The sequence below is a fragment of the Thermobifida alba genome, from assembly GCF_023208015.1.
In the GTDB taxonomy this organism is placed as follows: Bacteria; Actinomycetota; Actinomycetes; order Streptosporangiales; family Streptosporangiaceae; genus Thermobifida; species Thermobifida alba.
The window spans coordinates 2,195,964-2,213,845 of sequence record NZ_CP051627.1; the positions used below are offsets into that span (position 1 = coordinate 2,195,964).

A 17,882-nucleotide genomic window follows, 5' to 3' on the forward strand; every position below is an offset into this window, starting at 1 on the left:
CGGCCCCGGGCACGGCGCCCTCCCGCTTCGTGGACGGCTCCGTCCCGCTCCGGGGCCGCGCCGCCGGTCCCGGCCACGGTGCTCCGGTGGTGCGGCCCCGGGACCGCTCCGCGGTGCGGCCCCCCGTCGGCGACAGGTACGATCACCGCCGTCTTCTGTGACGCCGCTCTCTCCCCGGCGCTTTCGGGCTGTCACACGGGGTCACCCGAAGAATTCAGGTCGTTTTCACCTCGCGGTCCTCCCTCCGCGCGCCCGGGACGGCGACCATGGGTGCTGTGTCCCCACAGACGAGTTTCCACGACGACACGCGACTCGCCCCCGCCCCGGCCGCTGACCTCCCGGTGGTCCTGCGTCCGGTCGTCGACCTGGACTCGGGCGCGGTCCTGGCGGTCGAGGCCGTGCGTCCCTTCGGGCGGCGGCCCGGTGCGGACGTGGCCGCGCTGACCGAACTCCTGGGCCGCACCGCCCGTGAGGCCGCGGAGCGCGAGAGCCTGCTCCCCCTGGTCCTCCCTGTTCCCGCCCGGCTGCTGACGGCCGGCCGGGAGCCTTTCGTGCTGCTGGAGGAGACCCTGCGCCGGAGCGGGCGCCGGCCGCGCGACATCACGCTCATGGTGGACGCCGACCTCCGTCTGCTGCCCCGCGAGCACCTCGTCAAAGCCCTCGCCGCTCTCCGCGCACTGGGTTTCCGGTACGCGTTCGACACCGCCCGGATCCCGCCGGACCTGCTCGTGGAGACCGCCCCGTTCCTGTTCCGCATCGACGGCGCGCTGATCTCCGGGCTGCCCGACAACGAGCGGTTCGCCGCGATCGTGGACGGGATGACCCGCATCGGACGCGGCGCCGGAACGTTTCCCCTGGCCTCCGGGGTGACCTCGGTGGCGCAACTGGTGGCGCTGCGTCGGACGGGGGTGCGCCTGGCACAGGGGCCGCTGTTCGCGGGGGACGACTGGGCTCCGGGGGACCGCGTCGCCCAGATCCCGGACCTGTCCCTGGCCCCGACCGCACCGGACTCCGTCTCCGGCCCCAGGGTGTCGGAGTTCCTGGTCCCGGCGGTCACCATGACCACCGAGGCGACCGCCCAGGACGTGCTGGACGCGTTCAGCAACGACTCCGCGCTCAACAGCGTCACCCTGCTCGACCACCGCGAGCGTCCGGTGGCCACCCTGGACCGGGCGCGCTTCCTGCTCGCCATCACCGGCCCCTACGGGCACGCGCTGTACGCGAAACGTCCGGCCCGGAAACTGGCCGACCCGCCCAAGACCGTGCCGTGCACCGCTCCCGCACTGGCCGCGCTGCGCACCGCCGGCTCCGACCAGGAGCGGGTCTACGACGACCTCGTCGCCGTCAACGAGTTCGGGCAGTGCATGGGCGTGGTCCACGTCGGCGACATCATCCGCGGCCTGTCCCGGAGCTGAGCGCCACGGCGGGCACACAGCCCCGGAACGCTCCGTGCCGACCGGCGCGAGGGGCCCTCTGGGAGCGGGGCCCCGGGGCGTGCCCGTCTCCGGTCAGTCCGAGCGGCTCTCCTCCGCCTCCAGCAGGGTGGCGGCCAGTTCGGTCAACTGGGGGCGCTTGGGCAGCAGGCCGTCGCCGCTGGACCGGCCCATGAGCCGACGTCCCAGCCACGGCACCAGGTACCGCAGCGCCCACTGACGGGTTTCACGGCGGCGCAGGACGCGGGGAAGGGGAACGTGGGGGGTGGGCCAGGGGTTCGTCCACAGCGCCCGGGGGCCGATGGGGTGGCCGAGCAGCTCGGCGATGCGGGCCGCGACGATCTGGTGTCCCGCCGAGTTGAAGTGCAGGCGGTCCACACTCCAGGCGCGCGGGTCGTTGAGGGCGTCCAACGCCCACAGGTCCACGATGTCGACGCCGTTGCGTTCGGCGATCGCACGCAGGTGCATGCTGAACACCGCGATACGGCCGCGGTACACCCGCAGTACCGGAACCCATCCGGTGTCGTGCCCCGACAGCATGACCACCCGGATGCCCGCGTCGAGCAGTCGGCGGATCCCCCGTTCGTACCGCAGGGCGAGCTGGTCGAGGTCGGTGTTGGGCCGCAGTACGTCGTTGCCCCCGGCGTGCACGGTCACCAGGTCGGGGGCGAAGTCCAGGGTCTGCTCCAACTGTTCACCGAAGATGTGGTGGATGCGGCGGCCGCGCACCGCGAGGTTGGCGTAGCGGAACCCCGGCGTCCTGGTGCTGAGGTGCTCGGCGAGCCGGTCGGCGAACCCCCGGTAGGTGCCGTCGGGGTTGGGGTCGTCCAGCCCCTCGGTGATGCTGTCCCCGATGGCCACGTAGGAGCGGATGACCGCGGGGTGGGCCGCCGGTGCGCGATGGGACGGCTCCTGGCCGGGACCGTTGGTGTCCCCCGTCGACCGCAGGGGGGAGGTTCCCTTGTCTGAGCTGGTCAAGTGACCCTCTCTTTCTCAGGTGGTCGGCGCTTCGCGGGTTTTCGTGTGCGGCTGCCGCGCCCCGACACGGCACCGTGGTGCCGGCTGGCTCCGCGGTACCGGGCCACGGGGGGTGAACGCCGGGGCGGCGCGGGGCCCGTGGCCACCACCGCACACCGGAGCTTTCGGACCTCGCAGGGGGCGACGCCGCCCCGGTGGGGCGGACCGCTCCGGATGTCGTGGCCGTTGGGACCGTACCCCCGTCGCGCCGCCTGCCGCCGACACCCGACCGGACCGCGCCGACCACCGCCGCAACCGGTGTGCGGGCGGCCTCCGTGCCACGGTCGATGTGTCAGGGTGAGGTGCGGGGGTACGAAGAGTCAGATAAGCATACCGCCGACGAACACCGGCGGTTGGTGGAGGCTGTCTCGACGCCGAGTGCTTCGGGCCGCGGTGCGGCCGTCTCCGAGACCGCCGAGGAGGTCGAGAACCGTGGCCACCCATCCTGATTCCGGGTCCGCCGACTCCGTTCCGTTCCCCGTCAACCCGGTGGAGCAGGCACTGGCCGCCGTGGTCTCGACGCTGGGCGTCGCCGGCGTCGAGGAGTCCGCCGCGGACGGTACCGACCCCGTGGCGGACTTCCTCGACGCCCTGCGCGGCGGCTCCGTGTGGGTACCGCTCCCCTCGGGGGCGGGGCCGCAGGACGACGGCTCGGTCTCCCTTCCCACCCTGGACGTGGACGGGGAGCTGTTCGTCCCGGTCTTCACCTCCCAGGAGCAGTTGAACGTGCGCAGCGGCGACCTGCCCTTCGCGGTCGTCACCGCCGGGGAGTTGGCGTCCGCCCTGCCCGCGGGGGTGGGGATGGCGGTCAACCCGGGCAACACGATGAGCGTGCCGATCGACGCGGAGACGGTGCACTTCCTGGGGTCCTCCTCCGGGCCCGGGGAGTGACCGCGCACGAGGACCGTCCCCGGCCCTTCCGAGGGCACGAAAACCCCGTCAAAACCGCCCAATAGGACACATGGGCGGATTGCCCGACAGGCACCTTCTTGGGGTACTCTCAGGATTTCCCGTTGGGCACTACACAGGACGCTTCGCCCCACGTACGATCTGCGGGGACCGGCACCGTCAGCGCCGCAGCAGTGCTTGCCCCCACGCGCGCACTGCCTCCGGCCGACAGGTCCTGTCCCTCCCCATTCCTGTCCGCCTGCCAGGAGCGTAGTGTGTAGCGCATAACCGGACATCCGTGTCGTTCTCGCACATTCAGCGAGTCGTGTCCCAGGAGGTCGAGGTCCCCCGTCGATGAACGCCGTTTCGCCGATCAGCCTCACCGACCTCGTTCCCGCCCTGCGGTGGAGCAAGTCGCCCGACACCACCGCGGTCCTGCGGCATCCCCGGTTGGTGGACGGCTGGTGGCGGTCGCTCCCCCTGCCCCGCGTACTCGACATCGCCGGCCCCACCTGGCTGGCGCACTGCCTGGCCCGTCTCTCCGTCGAACAGTGGGACCACCTGGAGGTCTGCGAGTTCGTACCGACCCTGCGCGGGCTCACGGTGGACCTGGCGGAGATCGCCGAGCCCGTACGCGGCGCGGTGCAGAGTACCGCTGGTGACTGGGAGCGGCTGGTCCACGCCTCCCCCCGGACGATGCGCTCCTGGGACTTCCCCAACAACTGCGACGTCCTCGAAGTCGTCGGCACGGTGATGTGGCAGTCGATCCTCCCGTTCACCGGCGGCCCCCTCAACGGTCCGGCCCCCTCCCCCGCCCTGGTGATCGAGGCCGTACGCACCATCGCGAACTGGATGCCCGCCTCCGCCCCGGACCACGTGCGCAACGCGATGGCCTACCTCACCGAGGCCACCGGAGCCGACTCCGCCGGCCCCACCACCGACTCCGTCAAGGGCACGCAGTCCCCGGCCACACGCGCCATCCGGACGCTGCGCGCCCTGCGGGCCCAGCGTGACCGCGAACTCGCCGCGGAGGAGGACGGCGCCGCCTCCCCGTCCCCCTCTCCCGCCCCGGACCCCAAGGAGCCGGTGCCGCTGCTGGCCCGGCGCGGCGGCAGCCCCCTGCTCGGTCCCGGTGGAACCCTGCGCCGTCCGGCCTTCGGACCGCCCAAGGCCCTGCGCGACCAGTCCCGGGAACCGGCCGCCTCCGCCAAGGCCGACACGTCCACGAACGCTCCCGAACTGGGCACGCACCCACTGATCGACCTGTTCGAGCAGCTGTGCCGGGAGTGGAACGACCTGGAGCGGCTCATCGCCACCGAACGGCTGTTCACCGCCGAGCCGACCAGCATCCGGCTGCTCGCCGACCAGCTCCAGATGGACATCGGTGCGCTGCGCGCCGCACAGCGCACCGTCGAGGAGCGGCTGCTGCAGTGGCTCAACTCCCCGGTGGGCGCCCCGCTGGCCAAGCACCTGCGCGAGGTGTCCGACCAGCTCGGGGTGGCCACCACCATCGACCTGCTGGTCAACGCGCACCCCGACCATCCGGTCGACGTGCCCTCCCTGGGCATCCCGCTGTGGCAGATCGTCATGACGCTGTTCACCGACCGGCGCCTGGACGACAACTGGCTGCTCGCCACCGACACCGGGTACCTGCGCCGGCAGACCCGCCAGCTCCTCGCCGACCAGCCCAGCCTCAGCGAGGCGGGTACCCGGCTGGGTCGGCTCGGCATCCGCCCCCAGGCGTTGCGCGCGTGGCTGCTGAGCACCCCGGGGGTCAGTCTCCAGGACGGGCGGGTCCTGGTCGACGAGAGCGTGCCGTTGAACGCCGCCGAGCCCGCGGGCGGCTACGGCGGCCACACCGCGTTCCCCGCCGCCCCGCAGACCACCACCAACGGTCTGCCCATCCGCCGCCGCCCCGCCGAGTCCAAGGCCGCCGCAGAGTCGAAACCGAGCGTGGCCGCTTCGGCACGCTGCTTCCGGGCCCCGGACGGACGCTGGTGGCACCGCGTCGACGTGACCGCCGACCAGCTCAACGGCGCCCCGGTCGCCGTGCCGCCGGGCTACGCCGCGCACCTGGGGCTGCAGCCCGGGCGCCTGCTGTGCCTCACCGGTCCCGGTGCGGACCTGCTGGTCCTCGTCTGGCGGGACCAGGCCGCGTTCGACTCGCTGCGTCCGCTGCTGCGCCGTCTGGGCGCCCAGCCCGGCGACCGGCTGTTCATCACCGTCAACGGCGACCGGCTGGACTCCCGTCTGCTGCAGGCCTCCGCGGTCCCCGCCGACAGCGGCCCGCTCGGCCTGGCGTTGAGCCTGACCGGGTACACCGCCCAGGCCACTCCCGAGGAGGCCCTCGACATCATCGCCCGTCGGATCAGCGAGGCCGACGAGGGTTTCACCGGTACCCCGGCCGAACTGCTCAACCTGCTGAGCAGCCGTGGCGACGAGGACATCGCGGAGCAGTTGCGCCTCTCCCTGCACTCCGCCCCGGTCCAGGTCCAGCAGCGGCTGGCCTAGCCCGCCGGGGGGACGTCCTCCGCCGTCCCGAAGGGACACCGGGGCCGTCCCCCCCCCCGGCGGGGTCAGGGCGGACCCGCGGCGGCCGCACGCTCCGCCGCGCTGAGCACGCCCTCCCGCCAGGGGCGGCCGTGGCCGGGAAACACCACCGCGGCCCGGGTGGCCGCCAGCGCCTGCAGCGAGTCGAGCGCCCGGGCGCTGTCCGCCGTCGCGGCTCCCGAGACGCTCTGCGGCCCCGCACCCCCGGGGTAGGGGGCGAGGGCCACCAGGGCGTCTCCGGTGGTGACCGCGTCGTGCCCGGGAAGACGCGGTGCGCAGTGGCCGGGAGTGAACACGGCCCTGGGGTGTCCGGGAATGCCGAGTTCCTGCCCCGGGACGAGTTCCGACGGTTCGGTGACCCCGTTGACCGTGGGCGCGCCCGCCGCGACCATGCCCGCGAGGACGGGGACGCCGCCCGGGTGGCGCAGCGGATACCACAGCCGGCTGTTCTCGTGCTGGTACTGGGAGGGGTGGGCGGCGACGAAGTTCTCCTCCGGGTGGGCCCACACCGGCACCCGCCACTGCCCGCGCAGCCGCTCCGCGAGTCCCAGGTGGTCGAAGTGCGCGTGGGTGGGCACGACCGCCCGGACCTGCTCGGGCTCCGTTCCGATGGCCCGCAACGCGCGCAGCGGCACCGGCCAGGCCGCGGGCAGCCCGGTGTCCACGACCGTGACGCCGTCGCCGTCGGCCACCAGGTACATGGTGGTGTGGGCGTGTCCGCTCCGGTGGATTCCCGGCGGTGTGTTCCCGTCCGCCGTCATCCTCCCCGTCCCGGTGCGGACGGCGCCGTCTCCTCGCCGCGCAGCGCCCTGACGAGCTCCTGCTCCTCCCGGCGGGACAGGCTGGTCTCCAGCACGACCGGCTCCAACGGTCGCAACGCCTCGACGACGCGGTCCCTGGTGGCCGAGTGGACCAGCAGGAACACCGCGGCCCGGCCCCCGTCGAGCTGGTGTCCGATCTGGCGGATCATGCCGTCGTCGATACCGATGTCGGTCAGTTTGCCCGCGACGGCGCCGGCCGCCGCCCCCACCGCCAGGCCGAGCGCGGGCGAGAGGAACAGCGCCCCGACCAGGGTGCCCCACAGGGCGCCGCCCGCGGCGCCCACACCGGTCGCGCTCAGCGTCTGCTGGATGCGCGGCTTGCCGCGGGCGTCCTTGTAGACGTAGGCGGCGTCCTTCAACCGCAGCAGCTCGTGCCGGGCCAGGTCGTCGGCGATGTCGAGGGCCTGCTCCGCCCGGTCCCGGTCGGCTACGCCGAACACCACCAGATGGGTCATGGCCGTCTCCTCCCGGGTCGTCGTTCCCCTCCCCTATCCGGGGGACGCCGTGCCTCACCCGGGCGCGTGCCAAGAAACGGCAAACGCCCGCGGCCGGCGGGGCCGCGGGCGGAAGGTCACGGACGACGCAAGCGGGTCAGACGTTGAAACCGAGCATCCGCAGCTGGTCCCGGCCGTCCTCGGTGATCTTGTCCGGCCCCCACGGCGGCATCCAGACCCAGTTGATCTTGACCTCGCGGTCGAACTCCTCCAGCGCGCTGGCGGCCTGGTCCTCCAGGACGTCGGTGAGCGGACAGGCGGCGCTGGTCAGCGTCATGTCGATGACGATGTCCCGCTCGTCCACGTTGATGCCGTAGACCAGACCGAGATCGACGATGTTGACGCCCAGTTCGGGGTCGATGACGTCCTTGAGGGCGTCGGTGATCTCCTCCAGCAGCGCCTCGTCCACCTCGGCGGCCGGAGCCTGCGCGGTCTGGGCAGCCTCCTCGTTTCCGGTGGTCATGCGGCCCCCTCCTTCTGGGTTGCCAGGGACTTGGCGGTCGCGTCCTTCCACGCCATCCAGGCGAGCAGAGCACACTTGACGCGGGCGGGGTACTTCGACACCCCGGCGAAGGCCACCGCGTCCTCCAGCACGTCCTCGTCGGGCTCGACCTGTCCCCTGGACTGCATGAGTGCGGTGAACTCGTCCAGGACGGCCATCGCCTCGTCGACGGTCTTGCCGATGAGCAGGTCGGTCATGACCGAGGCGCTGGCCTGGCTGATGGAACAGCCCATGCTGTCGTAGGAGATGTCGGCGACCGTGGCCGTGCCGTTCCCCTCCTCCGGCTTGAGCAGCACCCGGAGGGTGACCTCGTCACCGCAGGTGGGGTTGATGTGGTGGCTCTCCGCGTCGAACGGCTCCCGCAGCCCCTTGTGGTGCGGGTTGCGGTAGTGGTCCAGGATGATCTCCTGGTACATCGCGTCGAGTTTCATGGCACGCCTCTCCTAGCTTCGGGCCACGCCGAAGAACCGCTGCGCCTCGCGGATCCCCTCGGCCAGGGCGTCCACGTCGGCGAGGGAGTTGTACAGGTAGAAGGAGGCTCGGGTGGTGGCCACCGTGCCGTACCTGCGGTGCAGCGGCCAGGCGCAGTGGTGCCCCACCCGCACGGCCACTCCCAGGTCGTCCAACACCTGTCCCACGTCGTGGGGGTGGATGCCGTCGACGGTGAACGACACCGCTCCCCCGCGTGCCTCGGCGTCGGCCGGTCCGACGATCCGTACCCCCTCGATGGAACCGACGTGCTTGAGCGCGTATTCCACCAGGGCGTGCTCGTGCGCGGCGACGGCCTCCATGCCGACGGAGCTCAGGTAGTCGCAGGCCGCGGCCAGGCCGACCGCCTGCGGCGCCATCGGCACCCCGGCCTCGAAGCGCTGCGGCGGGTCGGCCCAGGTGACACGGTCCATGTGCACCACGCCGATCATGGAGCCGCCGGTGATGAACGGCGGCATGGCGCGCAGCAGTTCACCGCGTCCCCACAGCACGCCGATGCCGTTGGGGCCGCACATCTTGTGCCCGGAGAACACCAGGAAGTCGGCGCCGAGTTCGGTGACGTCGACCGGCATGTGCGGCACCGACTGGGCACCGTCCACCAGGACCAGCGCGCCGACGGCGTGCGCCCGCTCCGCGATCTGCCGGACCGGGTTGACGGTGCCCAGCACGTTGGACTGGTGGATGAGCGCCACGATCCGCGTGCGCTCGTTGACCAGGTCGTCCAGATTCGACAGGTCGAGGCGGCCCTCGTCGGTGACGCCGAACCAGCGCAGGGTCGCCCCGGTGCGGCGGCACAGCTCCTGCCACGGCACCAGGTTGGCGTGGTGCTCCATCTCGGTGACGACGACCTCGTCGCCCGGGCCCACGGCCAGGCGGGCGAACTCCTCGCCCGCGGTGGCCGCGTTGCTCATGGCGTAGGCGACGAGGTTGACCGCCTCGGTGGCGTTCTTGGTGAACACCACCTCGTCGGCGGGGGCGCCGACGAAGGCCGCGATGGTGGCCCGGGCCGCCTCGTAGGCGTCGGTCGCCTCCTCCGCGAGCTGGTGCGCCCCCCTGTGCACCGCCGCGTTGTGGCGTTCGTAGAACTCCCGCTCGGCGTCGAGGACCTGCCGGGGTTTCTGCGAGGTCGCCCCGGAGTCGAGGTACACCAGCGGACGCTCGTCGCGGACGGTCCGGGCCAGGATCGGAAAGTCGGCCCGGATCGTCTCGACATCCAGCTCGCGTGCTGTCACGGTCAGGCGCCTACCTTCACGAACCGCTCGTAGCCCTCGGACTCCAGCGTCTCGGCGAGCTCGGGGCCGCCGGACTCGGCGACCCGGCCGTCCGCGAAGACGTGGACGTAGTCGGGCTTCACGTAGTTGAGGATGCGGGTGTAGTGCGTGATGAGCATGACGCCCATCCCGTTGGCCTCCTTGGCCCGGTTGATGCCCTCGGAGACGACCTTGAGGGCGTCGACGTCGAGGCCGGAGTCGGTCTCGTCGAGGATGGCCATCTTCGGCTTGAGCAGCTCCAGCTGGAGGATCTCGTGCCGCTTCTTCTCACCGCCGGAGAAGCCCTCGTTGACGCCGCGGGAGGCGAAGGAGGAGTCGAAGGCCAGGGTCTTCATGGCCTCCTGCAGCTCCTTGGAGAACGCCCGCAGCTTGGGGGCCTCCCCGCGGACCGCGGTGACGGCGCTGCGCAGGAAGTTGGACATGGACACGCCCGGCACCTCGATCGGGTACTGCATGGCGAGGAACAGTCCGGCGCGGGCCCGCTCGTCGACCTCCATCTCCAGCACGTTCTCACCGTCGAGGAGGACCTCGCCGTCGGTGATCTCGTAACGGGGGTGGCCGGCGACGGCGTAGGCCAGGGTGGACTTGCCGGAGCCGTTGGGACCCATGATGGCGTGGGTCTCACCGGAGTTGATGGTCAGGTCGACGCCCTTGAGGATCTCCTTGCGCTCGTCCTCGCTGATGATGACGTCGGCACGCAGACCGCGGATCTCGAATGTGGTCATGGTCTCTTCTTCAGCCTCTACGGGTTCGTGGGGTCCAACGAGACGAGCACGTCGTCACCGTCGATCTTCACAGCGTACGTGGGGACCGCCTGGGTGGCCGGCGGGTTGAGCGGCTTGCCGGTGCGCAGGTCGAAGCAGGATCCGTGCAGCCAGCACTCGATACTGCCGTCCTCGACCTCGCCCTCGGAGAGGTTCACCTCGGCGTGCGAGCAGATGTCGCTGATCGCGTACACCTGGCCCTCGCTGCGCACCACCGCCACCGGGGTGTCACCGACCTCCACGCTCAGCGCTCCCTCCTCGGGGAGGTCGCCGAGCGAGCAGACCCTGGTGTAGGTCCCTTCCCTACTCATGGAACGCCAACTTCTCCTCGACCTCGTCCGTGATGCGCTGACGCAGTTCGGGCACCTCGATCCGGTTGATGATCTCGGCGAAGAAGCCGCGGATCACCAGCCGCCGGGCCTCGTCGGCGGGGATGCCGCGCGACTGGAGGTAGAAGAGGTGGATGTCGTCGAGACGTCCGCTGGTGCTGGCGTGTCCCGCCCCCTCGACCTCCCCGCTGAAGATCTCCAGGTTGGGCACGGAGTCCACGCGGGTGCCGTCGGTGAGCACGAGGTTGCGGTTGTTCTCGTAGGAGTCGGTCCCCTTGGTGCCCTCACCGATGATCACGTCACCGATCCACACCGCGTGGGCGTCCTCGCCGCTGAGCGCGCCCTTGTAGTCGACGCGGCTGCGGGTGTGGGAGAGGTTGTGGTCGACCAGCGAGCGGTGCTCGTGGTGCTGGCCCTCACCGGTGAAGTACAGGCCGTACAGCTCGGCGTTGCCGCCGGGGCCGGTGTAGCCGACCTTGGGCGACAGCCGCACCAGGTCGCCGCCGAGGGTGACCACGACGCTGCGGTGGTTGGCGTCCCGGCCGACCTTGGTGTACTGGTGCGACACGTGGACGGAGTCGCGGTCCCAGTCCTGGAGGCTGACGACGTCCAGCCGGGCCCCGTCCTCGATGACGAACTCGACGTTGTCGGCGTAGATCGAGGAGCCCGCGTACTCCAGGACCACCGCGGCGGAGCTGAACCGCTCGGCCCGGATCAGGATGTGCCCGTAGGCGTCGCCCTGCTCGACGCCGGTGACCCTGACGAACACCGGCTCGTCGACCGCGGTGTCCTTCGGCACCGTGACGACGACGGCTTCGGTGAAGGACTGGTAGGCCAGGGCGCTGACCCGGTCGGTGGGCAGGAACGAGCGGCCCAGCCGTTCGTCGTCGCGGCCCACGGTTTCGACGGTGACCCCCTCGGGCGCGGTCACCTCGGTCTTCACCACGCCGTCGGCGATGTCGCGGCCGTCGTGCAGGCCGCGCAGCCGGCGCAGCGGGGTGAAGCGCCACTCCTCCTCGCGTCCGGTGGGCTTGGGGAAGTCGTTCGGGTCGAACGATCCGTGGACGTCGAGCTTGGAGACGGGCAGGCCGCCGCCGTGGCTGTGTTCCTTGATTCCGAGGTTAGGGGTGGCCATGCTCAGCCGACCGATCCTTCCATCTGCAGTTCGATGAGCCGGTTCAGTTCCAGCGCGTACTCCATGGGGAGCTCACGCGCGATGGGTTCGACGAAGCCCCGGACGATCATCGCCATGGCCTCCTCCTCGCCCAGGCCCCTGCTCATCAGGTAGAAGAGCTGGTCCTCGCTGACCTTGGAGACCTTGGCCTCGTGGCCCATCTCCACGTTGTCCTCGCGCACGTCCACGTACGGGTAGGTGTCGGAGCGGCTGATCGTGTCGATCAGCAGCGCGTCGCACTCCACGTTGGACTTGGAGTACTCGGCGCCCTCCTGGATCTGCACCAGTCCGCGGTAGGAGGACCGGCCGCCGCCCCGGGCCACCGACTTGGAGACGATGGTGGAGGAGGTGTGCGGCGCGCAGTGCACCATCTTGGAGCCGGTGTCCTGGTGCTGGCCCTCGCCGGCGAAGGCGATGGACAGGGTCTCGCCCTTGGCGTGCTCGCCCATCAGGTAGACCGCCGGGTACTTCATGGTGACCTGGGAGCCGATGTTGCCGTCGATCCACTCCATGGTGGCGCCCTCGTAGGCGACGGCACGCTTGGTGACCAGGTTGTAGACGTTGTTCGACCAGTTCTGGATGGTCGTGTAGCGGCAGCGGGCGTTCTTCTTGACGATGATCTCGACGACCGCGGAGTGCAGCGAGTCCGACTTGTAGATCGGCGCGGTGCAGCCCTCGACGTAGTGGACGTAGGCGCCCTCGTCGACGATGATGAGCGTCCGCTCGAACTGGCCCATGTTCTCGGTGTTGATCCGGAAGTAGGCCTGCAGCGGGATCTCCACGTGCACGTTCTTGGGCACGTAGACGAAGGAGCCGCCGCTCCACACCGCGGTGTTCAGCGCGGCGAACTTGTTGTCGCCGGGCGGGATGACGGTGCCGAAGTACTCCTTGAACAGCTCCGGGTGCTCCTTGAGCGCGGTGTCGGTGTCCAGGAAGATGACGCCCTGGGCCTCCAGGTCCTCACGGATCTGGTGGTAGACGACCTCGGACTCGTACTGCGCGGCCACTCCGGCCACCAGGCGCTGCTTCTCGGCCTCGGGAATGCCCAGCTTGTCGTAGGTGCGGCGGATGTCCTCGGGCAGCTCCTCCCAGGAGGTGGCCTGCTTCTCGGTGGACCGCACGAAGTACTTGATGTTGTCGAAGTCGATCTTCGACAGGTCGGCACCCCAGTTCGGCAGCGGCTTCTTGGTGAACAGCCGGAGCGCCTTCAGACGCAGGTCCCGCATCCACTCGGGCTCGTCCTTCTTGGCCGAGATGTCGCGGACGACCTCCTCGTCGAGGCCGCGGCGCGCCGAGGCGCCGGCCACGTCGGGGTCGGCCCAGCCGTACTCGTAGGTGCCGAGCCCTTCGAGCTCGGGGTGCGCGGTAGACGTCATTACGCGGATCCTCCTGGACGAGACGTCCTGTCGTGGCGTTGTGGGTCCGTGTCCCGCTGGGTGCGGGCCTCGGCGGTCAGGGAGCCGATGTCGCGAGGGCTGACGTGGGTGGTGCAGACGCCGTCGCCGTGCGCGATGGTGGCCAGGCGGCGCACCGGGGTGCCCAGCAGCCGGGCGAAGGCCTCGACCTCGGCGTCGCACAGTTCGGGGAACTCCGCCGCCACGTGGGCGACCGGGCAGTGGTGCTGGCACAACTGCTCTCCCCCGGCCGGGGCCGCCCCCGCCGAGGCGGCGTAGCCGTCGTTGGACAGCGCCTCGGCCAGCAGCCGGACCCGCTGCTGCGGGGGTGCGGCAGCGAGCACGGGACGGTACCGGCGTTCGAGGTCGGCCACCTGGCGTCGCGCGAACTCGGTGACGGCCTGCGGTCCCGCCTTCTCCGCGAGGAAGCGCAGTGCACTGGCGGCGAGGTCGTCGTAGCCGTGCACGAACGCGTCGCGTCCGGCCCCGGTGATCACGAAGACGCGTGCGGGCCTGCCTCTGCGGCGGCGCCCGACGGGTCGGGCGTCGCGGGCCTCGACCATGCCCTCGCTCACCAGGTGGTCGAGGTGGCGGCGGATGGCCGCCGAGGTCAGTCCGAGCCGTTCTCCCAGCGCGGACGCCGTGATCGGACCGTGTTCGAGTATGAGTCGGGCGACCCGTGCCCGGGTGCCGGTCTCGGCCCCCAGTTCGTGGCCAGCAGGCGTCAGGGCCGTGCCGGTCCCGGCCGTCCCCCCCACTCGCTTCTGCCCGCCCACGTTTTTCACAACATCAGTGTGGCCTAATTATGTCCCCATAAGCAAACCGTGTCGAGTGCCATAGGACACACAAGTTAGCCTTGCCTTACAGGGCTTTTCCTCGTTCGTCCGACGACGGGAGCAGACCGGACCCGCTCCGCACCGCACCCGACCGGCCGCACAGCGAGACCTGCGTCTCAATATATGAGACAGCTCGCCCGTCCCGGGAACCCCGAGGGTCACACCGACCCCGTGCGCCCCCTTCCCGCCCCCGCCGTAGACTCTTCGCCATGAGCACCCCTGCCGTCGAGGTCACCGACCTGGTCAAGCGCTACGGCGACGTCACCGCCGTGGCCGGCCTGTCGTTCACGGCCGCCCGTGGCGCGGTGACGGCGCTGCTCGGCCCCAACGGCGCGGGCAAGACCACGACGATCGAGATCTGCGAGGGGTTCCGTCGCGCGGACTCCGGCCGCGTCCGCGTCCTCGGCCTCGACCCGGTGCGCGACGCCTCCGCGCTGCGCCCCCGGGTCGGCGTCATGCCGCAGAGCGGCGGGGTGCCCACCGGTGTCCGCGCGGGCGAGTGGCTGCACCTGATGGCCGCCTTCCACGCCTCCCCCATCCCGCCCGAGGCCCTCCTGGAACGGCTCGGCCTGTCCGCGGCGGCGCGCACCCCGTTCCGGCGGCTGTCCGGCGGGCAGCAGCAGCGCCTGTCCCTGGCCGCCGCCGTCATCGGCCGTCCCGAACTGGTGTTCCTGGACGAGCCCACCGCGGGTCTGGACCCCCAGGCCCGCATGGCCACCTGGGACCTGATCGGCGATCTGCGCGCGGCCGGAGTGGGCGTGGTGCTGACCACGCACTACATGGAGGAGGCCGAGCGTCTCTCCGACCACGTGGTCATCATCGACCACGGCCGGGTGGTCGCCGACGGCCCCACCGCGGACCTCACCCGCGGCGACCGGGAACTGCGGTTCCGCGCCGCCCCGGGGCTGGACGTGTCCGCCCTCGCCGCGGCACTGCCCGCGGACTGCGCCGTCACCGAGCACGGCGCCGGACAGTACACGGTGACCTGCGCCGCCCCGGACGACCTGGGGCCCGGCCTGGTGGCGACCGTGAGCACCTGGTGCGCGGCCCGCGACATCCTCCCCGAGGACCTGCGCGTGCACCGGCGCACCCTCGAAGACGTCTTCCTCGAACTCACCGGCCGGGACCTACGCGACTGATGTCCTCCACCTCACCGATCGACTTCACCCCCGCCCCGAAGGCCGCCCCGGCGACGCGCCGCGTGCTGGCCCAGGCCGGGCTGGAACTGCGACTGCTGCTGCGCAACGGCGAGCAACTGCTGCTGACCCTCGTCATCCCGGTGCTGCTGCTGGTCGGCTTCAGCACCGTGCCGCTGGTGGACCTGGGCACCGCCTCCCGGGTGGACTTCCTGGCCCCGGGCGTGCTGGCGCTGGCGACGATGTCCACCGCGTTCACCGGGCAGGCCATCGGCACCGGCTTCGAGCGGCGCTACGGCGTGCTCAAACGCCTGGGCGCCACCCCCCTGTCGCGGCTGGGACTGCTGGCCGCCAAGACCCTGGCGGTACTGGCGGTCCAGGTGCTGCAGGCCGCGGTCATCTGCGCGGTGGCGCTGGCGCTGGGCTGGTCCCCGCAGGGCGGCTTGGTCGGCGCGCTGAGCGCGGCGCTGCTCATGGTGCTGGCCACCGCCGCGTTCAGCGCGCTGGCCCTGCTGATGGCGGGGACCCTGCGCGCCGAGGCCACCCTGGCCGCGGCCAACCTGGTCTACGTGGTGCTGCTGGGTCTGGGCGGGGTGGTCTTCCCCGTCGACCGGTTCCCCGCGGCACTGCTGCCCCTCGTCGAGGCCCTGCCCATCACCGCCCTGTCGACGGGCCTGCGCACGGTGCTGGCCGAGGGGGCGGCGCTGCCGCTCGGCCCCGTGCTGGTGCTGCTCGCCTGGGCCGCGGTCGGCGCGGTCCTGGCCGGTCGGTTCTTCCGCTGGGAGTGAGGCCGCGGGCGGCCCGCCCGCGCAGAACCTCCGGCTGCGGACACGGACGGCACGCCGCCCCGCGGTGACCGGGTCCCCACGGGGTGCCGGGGCACGAGCCCGCGGGCCGAACCCGCCTCCGCCGCGGAGCCGAACGCCCGTCCCCCGGCCGGAACACTAGACTCCCCCGCGTGGAATCCCTCGGCGTCCCCTGGTTCGTCCTGGTGCGCCACCTCGGGCCGCCCCTGGTGCTGCTGGCCGTGGGCGGCGCGCTGGTGCGGTGGCGCAGGCCTGCGCGCGCGGGCCTGGTCGTCGCCGCGCTGTGCGTGAACCTGCTGGCCGCGGCGCTGCCCTTCCTGTGGATCGCCCTGCAGGCGGCCACCGGGCTGGGCACGGGCAGTGCCGCCGGACTCGTCATGACGGGGCTGCAGCCGCTGGTGTCGTTCGCCGCCTGGATGCTGCTGCTGGGCGCGGCCGTGGCTCCGCGAGCACGGAGTGTCAGCACCAGTGGCTAGTCTGGTGCGGTGTTCAATCTCGGTCACCTCTTCTCCGCTCTGCTCGTCCACATACCGCACCTCCTGATCGGCCTGGTCGGTCTGGTGCTGACGTTCACGGTCCGACTGCGCGGACGCGGCCTGCTCGCCTCCGCGATGGTGGTGCTGCTGCTGTCCACGCTGGGCAACCTCCTCTTCCAACTGCTCTCCCCGTCGCTGCTGGCCGGTATTGCCGCCGATCAGGTCAACCTTGTCTTCACCCTGGTCAGCGTGGTGCTGTCGCTGCTGGACCTCGTTATCTGGGGGCTGGTGTTCGCCGCGCTGTTCGCCAACCGCGAGCGCGTCCTGCCCACCGCCCCCGCCGTGCGGCACCCCGCACCCTGATCCCCGGCCCGGCCGCGCCCGCGCCTTCGCTGACGGGCGCGGCCGGGGCGCTCAGCCGCCCAGGGTGGCGACCATGAGCGCCTTGATCGTGTGCATCCGGTTCTCGGCCTGGTCGAAGACGACGGAGGCGGGCGACTCGAACACCTCGTCGGTCACCTCCAGCGCGCTCAGCCCGGTGCGGGCGTGGATGTCGCGGGCGACCTGGGTGCCCAGGTCGTGGAAGGCCGGCAGGCAGTGCAGGAACTTGACGTCGGGGTTGCCGGTGGCCTTGAGCGCCTCGGCGTTGACCTGGTAGGGCAGCAGCTGCCGGATGCGCTCGTCCCACACCTCGGCGGGCTCGCCCATCGACACCCACACGTCGGTGTAGACGAAGTCGGCTCCGGCCAGCCCCTCGGCGACGTCCTCGGTGAAGGTGACACGGCCGCCGGTGGTCTCGGCGATCGCGCGGGCGGGCGCGGCCACCGTCTCCTCGTCGGGCCACAGCTCGCGGGGGGCGACCATGCGCACGTCCACGCCGAGCATGGCGCCGGTGACGGTGAGGGAGTTGCCGAGGTTGTTGCGGGCGTCGCCCATGTAGGCCAGGGTGACCTCGCGCAGCGGCTTGTCGGTGTGCTCGGTGATGGTGAGGAAGTCGGCGAGCATCTGGGTGGGGTGCCACTCGTCGGTGAGGCCGTTCCACACCGGCACGCCCGCGTACTCGGCCAGCTCCTCCACCAGGGACTGGCGGGAGCCGCGGTACTCGATGCCGTCGAACATCCGGCCCAGGACGCGGGCGGTGTCCTTGATGGACTCCTTGTGGCCGATCTGTGAGCCCGCCGGGTCCAGGTAGGTGACGTGGGCGCCCTGATCGTGGGCGGCGACCTCGAAGGCGCACCGGGTGCGGGTGGAGGTCTTCTCGAAGATCAGGGCGATGTTCTTGCCCTTGAGTCGTGGCTGCTCGGTCCCCGCGTACTTGGCGGCCTTCAGGTCGGCCGCCAGCCTGATCAGGAACACCAGTTCCTGGGGGGTGAGGTCGAGTTCCTTGACGAGACTGCGGTTGCGCAGGTTGAACGCCATCGCGGCCGGCTCTCCTGTCCGTCACACTGACATTTCTGGAAAGATATTCATTCTATCGAATACTCATTCGCACCTCGCGGGTG

General features: G+C 71.4%; 19 protein-coding genes. 7 read left to right on the top strand and 12 right to left on the bottom strand.

What is annotated here, in order from left to right; translation table 11 throughout:
* The first annotated feature begins 266 nt into the window (after positions 1 to 266).
* Complete coding sequence (locus FOF52_RS09705; protein ID WP_425265537.1) at positions 267 to 1,415, top strand: EAL domain-containing protein; 1,149 nt, start codon at positions 267 to 269, stop codon at positions 1,413 to 1,415.
* A 93-nt stretch (positions 1,416 to 1,508) separates the two neighbouring features.
* Here FOF52_RS09705 and FOF52_RS09710 read toward each other — a convergent pair whose 3' ends face one another.
* Positions 1,509 to 2,294, bottom strand: coding sequence for an SGNH/GDSL hydrolase family protein (locus FOF52_RS09710; protein WP_248593810.1), 786 nt, complete (start codon positions 2,292 to 2,294; stop codon positions 1,509 to 1,511).
* A gap of 588 nt (positions 2,295 to 2,882) precedes the next feature.
* Between FOF52_RS09710 and FOF52_RS09715 the strand changes: the two genes are divergently transcribed.
* Together FOF52_RS09715 and FOF52_RS09720 are read left to right on the top strand one after the other, a co-directional pair.
* Positions 2,883 to 3,341: an SseB family protein gene (locus tag FOF52_RS09715; RefSeq protein WP_248593497.1), complete on the top strand. Its 459-nt coding sequence runs from the start codon at positions 2,883 to 2,885 to the stop codon at positions 3,339 to 3,341.
* Between the two features lie 351 nt (positions 3,342 to 3,692).
* Complete coding sequence (locus FOF52_RS09720) at positions 3,693 to 5,849, top strand: hypothetical protein (protein WP_248593498.1); 2,157 nt, start codon at positions 3,693 to 3,695, stop codon at positions 5,847 to 5,849.
* Between the two features lie 65 nt (positions 5,850 to 5,914).
* On the opposite strand, the gene FOF52_RS09725 is transcribed toward FOF52_RS09720, so the two are convergent.
* The 10 genes from FOF52_RS09725 to FOF52_RS09770 form a co-directional block, all read right to left on the bottom strand.
* The gene (locus FOF52_RS09725) at positions 5,915 to 6,649 is read right to left on the bottom strand and encodes an MBL fold metallo-hydrolase (protein WP_248593499.1); all 735 of its coding nucleotides are present in this window, start codon (positions 6,647 to 6,649) and stop codon (positions 5,915 to 5,917) included.
* Complete coding sequence (locus FOF52_RS09730; protein ID WP_248593500.1) at positions 6,646 to 7,164, bottom strand: DUF1269 domain-containing protein; 519 nt, start codon at positions 7,162 to 7,164, stop codon at positions 6,646 to 6,648. Before FOF52_RS09730 ends, FOF52_RS09725 begins: the two co-directional genes overlap by 4 nt.
* A 136-nt stretch (positions 7,165 to 7,300) precedes the next feature.
* Positions 7,301 to 7,666 (bottom strand): metal-sulfur cluster assembly factor, encoded by a 366-nt coding sequence (locus FOF52_RS09735; protein ID WP_248593501.1) that lies wholly within the window; start codon positions 7,664 to 7,666, stop codon positions 7,301 to 7,303.
* On the bottom strand, positions 7,663 to 8,136 hold the full coding sequence (gene sufU / locus FOF52_RS09740; RefSeq protein ID WP_248593502.1) for a Fe-S cluster assembly sulfur transfer protein SufU: 474 nt from the start codon (positions 8,134 to 8,136) through the stop codon (positions 7,663 to 7,665). The genes FOF52_RS09735 and sufU overlap by 4 nt, the downstream gene beginning before the upstream one ends.
* A gap of 12 nt (positions 8,137 to 8,148) precedes the next feature.
* Positions 8,149 to 9,426, bottom strand: coding sequence for a cysteine desulfurase (locus FOF52_RS09745; protein ID WP_248593503.1), 1,278 nt, complete (start codon positions 9,424 to 9,426; stop codon positions 8,149 to 8,151).
* 2 nt (positions 9,427 to 9,428) lie between these two features.
* Entirely contained in the window at positions 9,429 to 10,190 is a 762-nt protein-coding gene (sufC, locus tag FOF52_RS09750) for a Fe-S cluster assembly ATPase SufC (protein WP_248593504.1), read from the bottom strand.
* 17 nt (positions 10,191 to 10,207) lie between these two features.
* Positions 10,208 to 10,540: a non-heme iron oxygenase ferredoxin subunit gene (locus tag FOF52_RS09755; protein ID WP_248593505.1), complete on the bottom strand. Its 333-nt coding sequence runs from the start codon at positions 10,538 to 10,540 to the stop codon at positions 10,208 to 10,210.
* Positions 10,533 to 11,693: a Fe-S cluster assembly protein SufD gene (gene sufD, locus FOF52_RS09760; protein ID WP_248593506.1), complete on the bottom strand. Its 1,161-nt coding sequence runs from the start codon at positions 11,691 to 11,693 to the stop codon at positions 10,533 to 10,535. Before sufD ends, FOF52_RS09755 begins: the two co-directional genes overlap by 8 nt.
* A gap of 2 nt (positions 11,694 to 11,695) precedes the next feature.
* A complete protein-coding gene (sufB, locus tag FOF52_RS09765) occupies positions 11,696 to 13,108 on the bottom strand; it encodes a Fe-S cluster assembly protein SufB (RefSeq protein ID WP_248593507.1) in 1,413 nt (470 codons plus the stop codon).
* Positions 13,108 to 13,884 carry a helix-turn-helix transcriptional regulator gene (locus FOF52_RS09770; protein ID WP_425265546.1) on the bottom strand — a complete coding sequence of 259 codons (777 nt, stop codon included), beginning with the start codon at positions 13,882 to 13,884 and terminating at the stop codon, positions 13,108 to 13,110. The genes sufB and FOF52_RS09770 overlap by 1 nt, the downstream gene beginning before the upstream one ends.
* Before the next feature lie 287 nt (positions 13,885 to 14,171).
* On the opposite strand from FOF52_RS09770, the gene FOF52_RS09775 reads away from it, so the two are divergent.
* The 4 genes from FOF52_RS09775 to FOF52_RS09790 all read left to right on the top strand — a co-directional run bounded on the left by FOF52_RS09775 (position 14,172) and on the right by FOF52_RS09790 (position 16,743).
* Entirely contained in the window at positions 14,172 to 15,101 is a 930-nt protein-coding gene (locus tag FOF52_RS09775; protein ID WP_248593508.1) for an ABC transporter ATP-binding protein, read from the top strand.
* Positions 15,101 to 15,886: an ABC transporter permease gene (locus FOF52_RS09780; protein WP_248593509.1), complete on the top strand. Its 786-nt coding sequence runs from the start codon at positions 15,101 to 15,103 to the stop codon at positions 15,884 to 15,886. The genes FOF52_RS09775 and FOF52_RS09780 overlap by 1 nt, the downstream gene beginning before the upstream one ends.
* A gap of 170 nt (positions 15,887 to 16,056) precedes the next feature.
* Positions 16,057 to 16,380, top strand: coding sequence for a hypothetical protein (locus FOF52_RS09785; protein ID WP_248593510.1), 324 nt, complete (start codon positions 16,057 to 16,059; stop codon positions 16,378 to 16,380).
* Between the two features lie 9 nt (positions 16,381 to 16,389).
* Entirely contained in the window at positions 16,390 to 16,743 is a 354-nt protein-coding gene (locus FOF52_RS09790; RefSeq protein ID WP_248593511.1) for a hypothetical protein, read from the top strand.
* 51 nt (positions 16,744 to 16,794) lie between these two features.
* Here FOF52_RS09790 and argF read toward each other — a convergent pair whose 3' ends face one another.
* On the bottom strand, positions 16,795 to 17,799 hold the full coding sequence (argF, locus tag FOF52_RS09795; protein ID WP_248593512.1) for an ornithine carbamoyltransferase: 1,005 nt from the start codon (positions 17,797 to 17,799) through the stop codon (positions 16,795 to 16,797).
* Positions 17,800 to 17,882 lie beyond the last annotated feature (83 nt).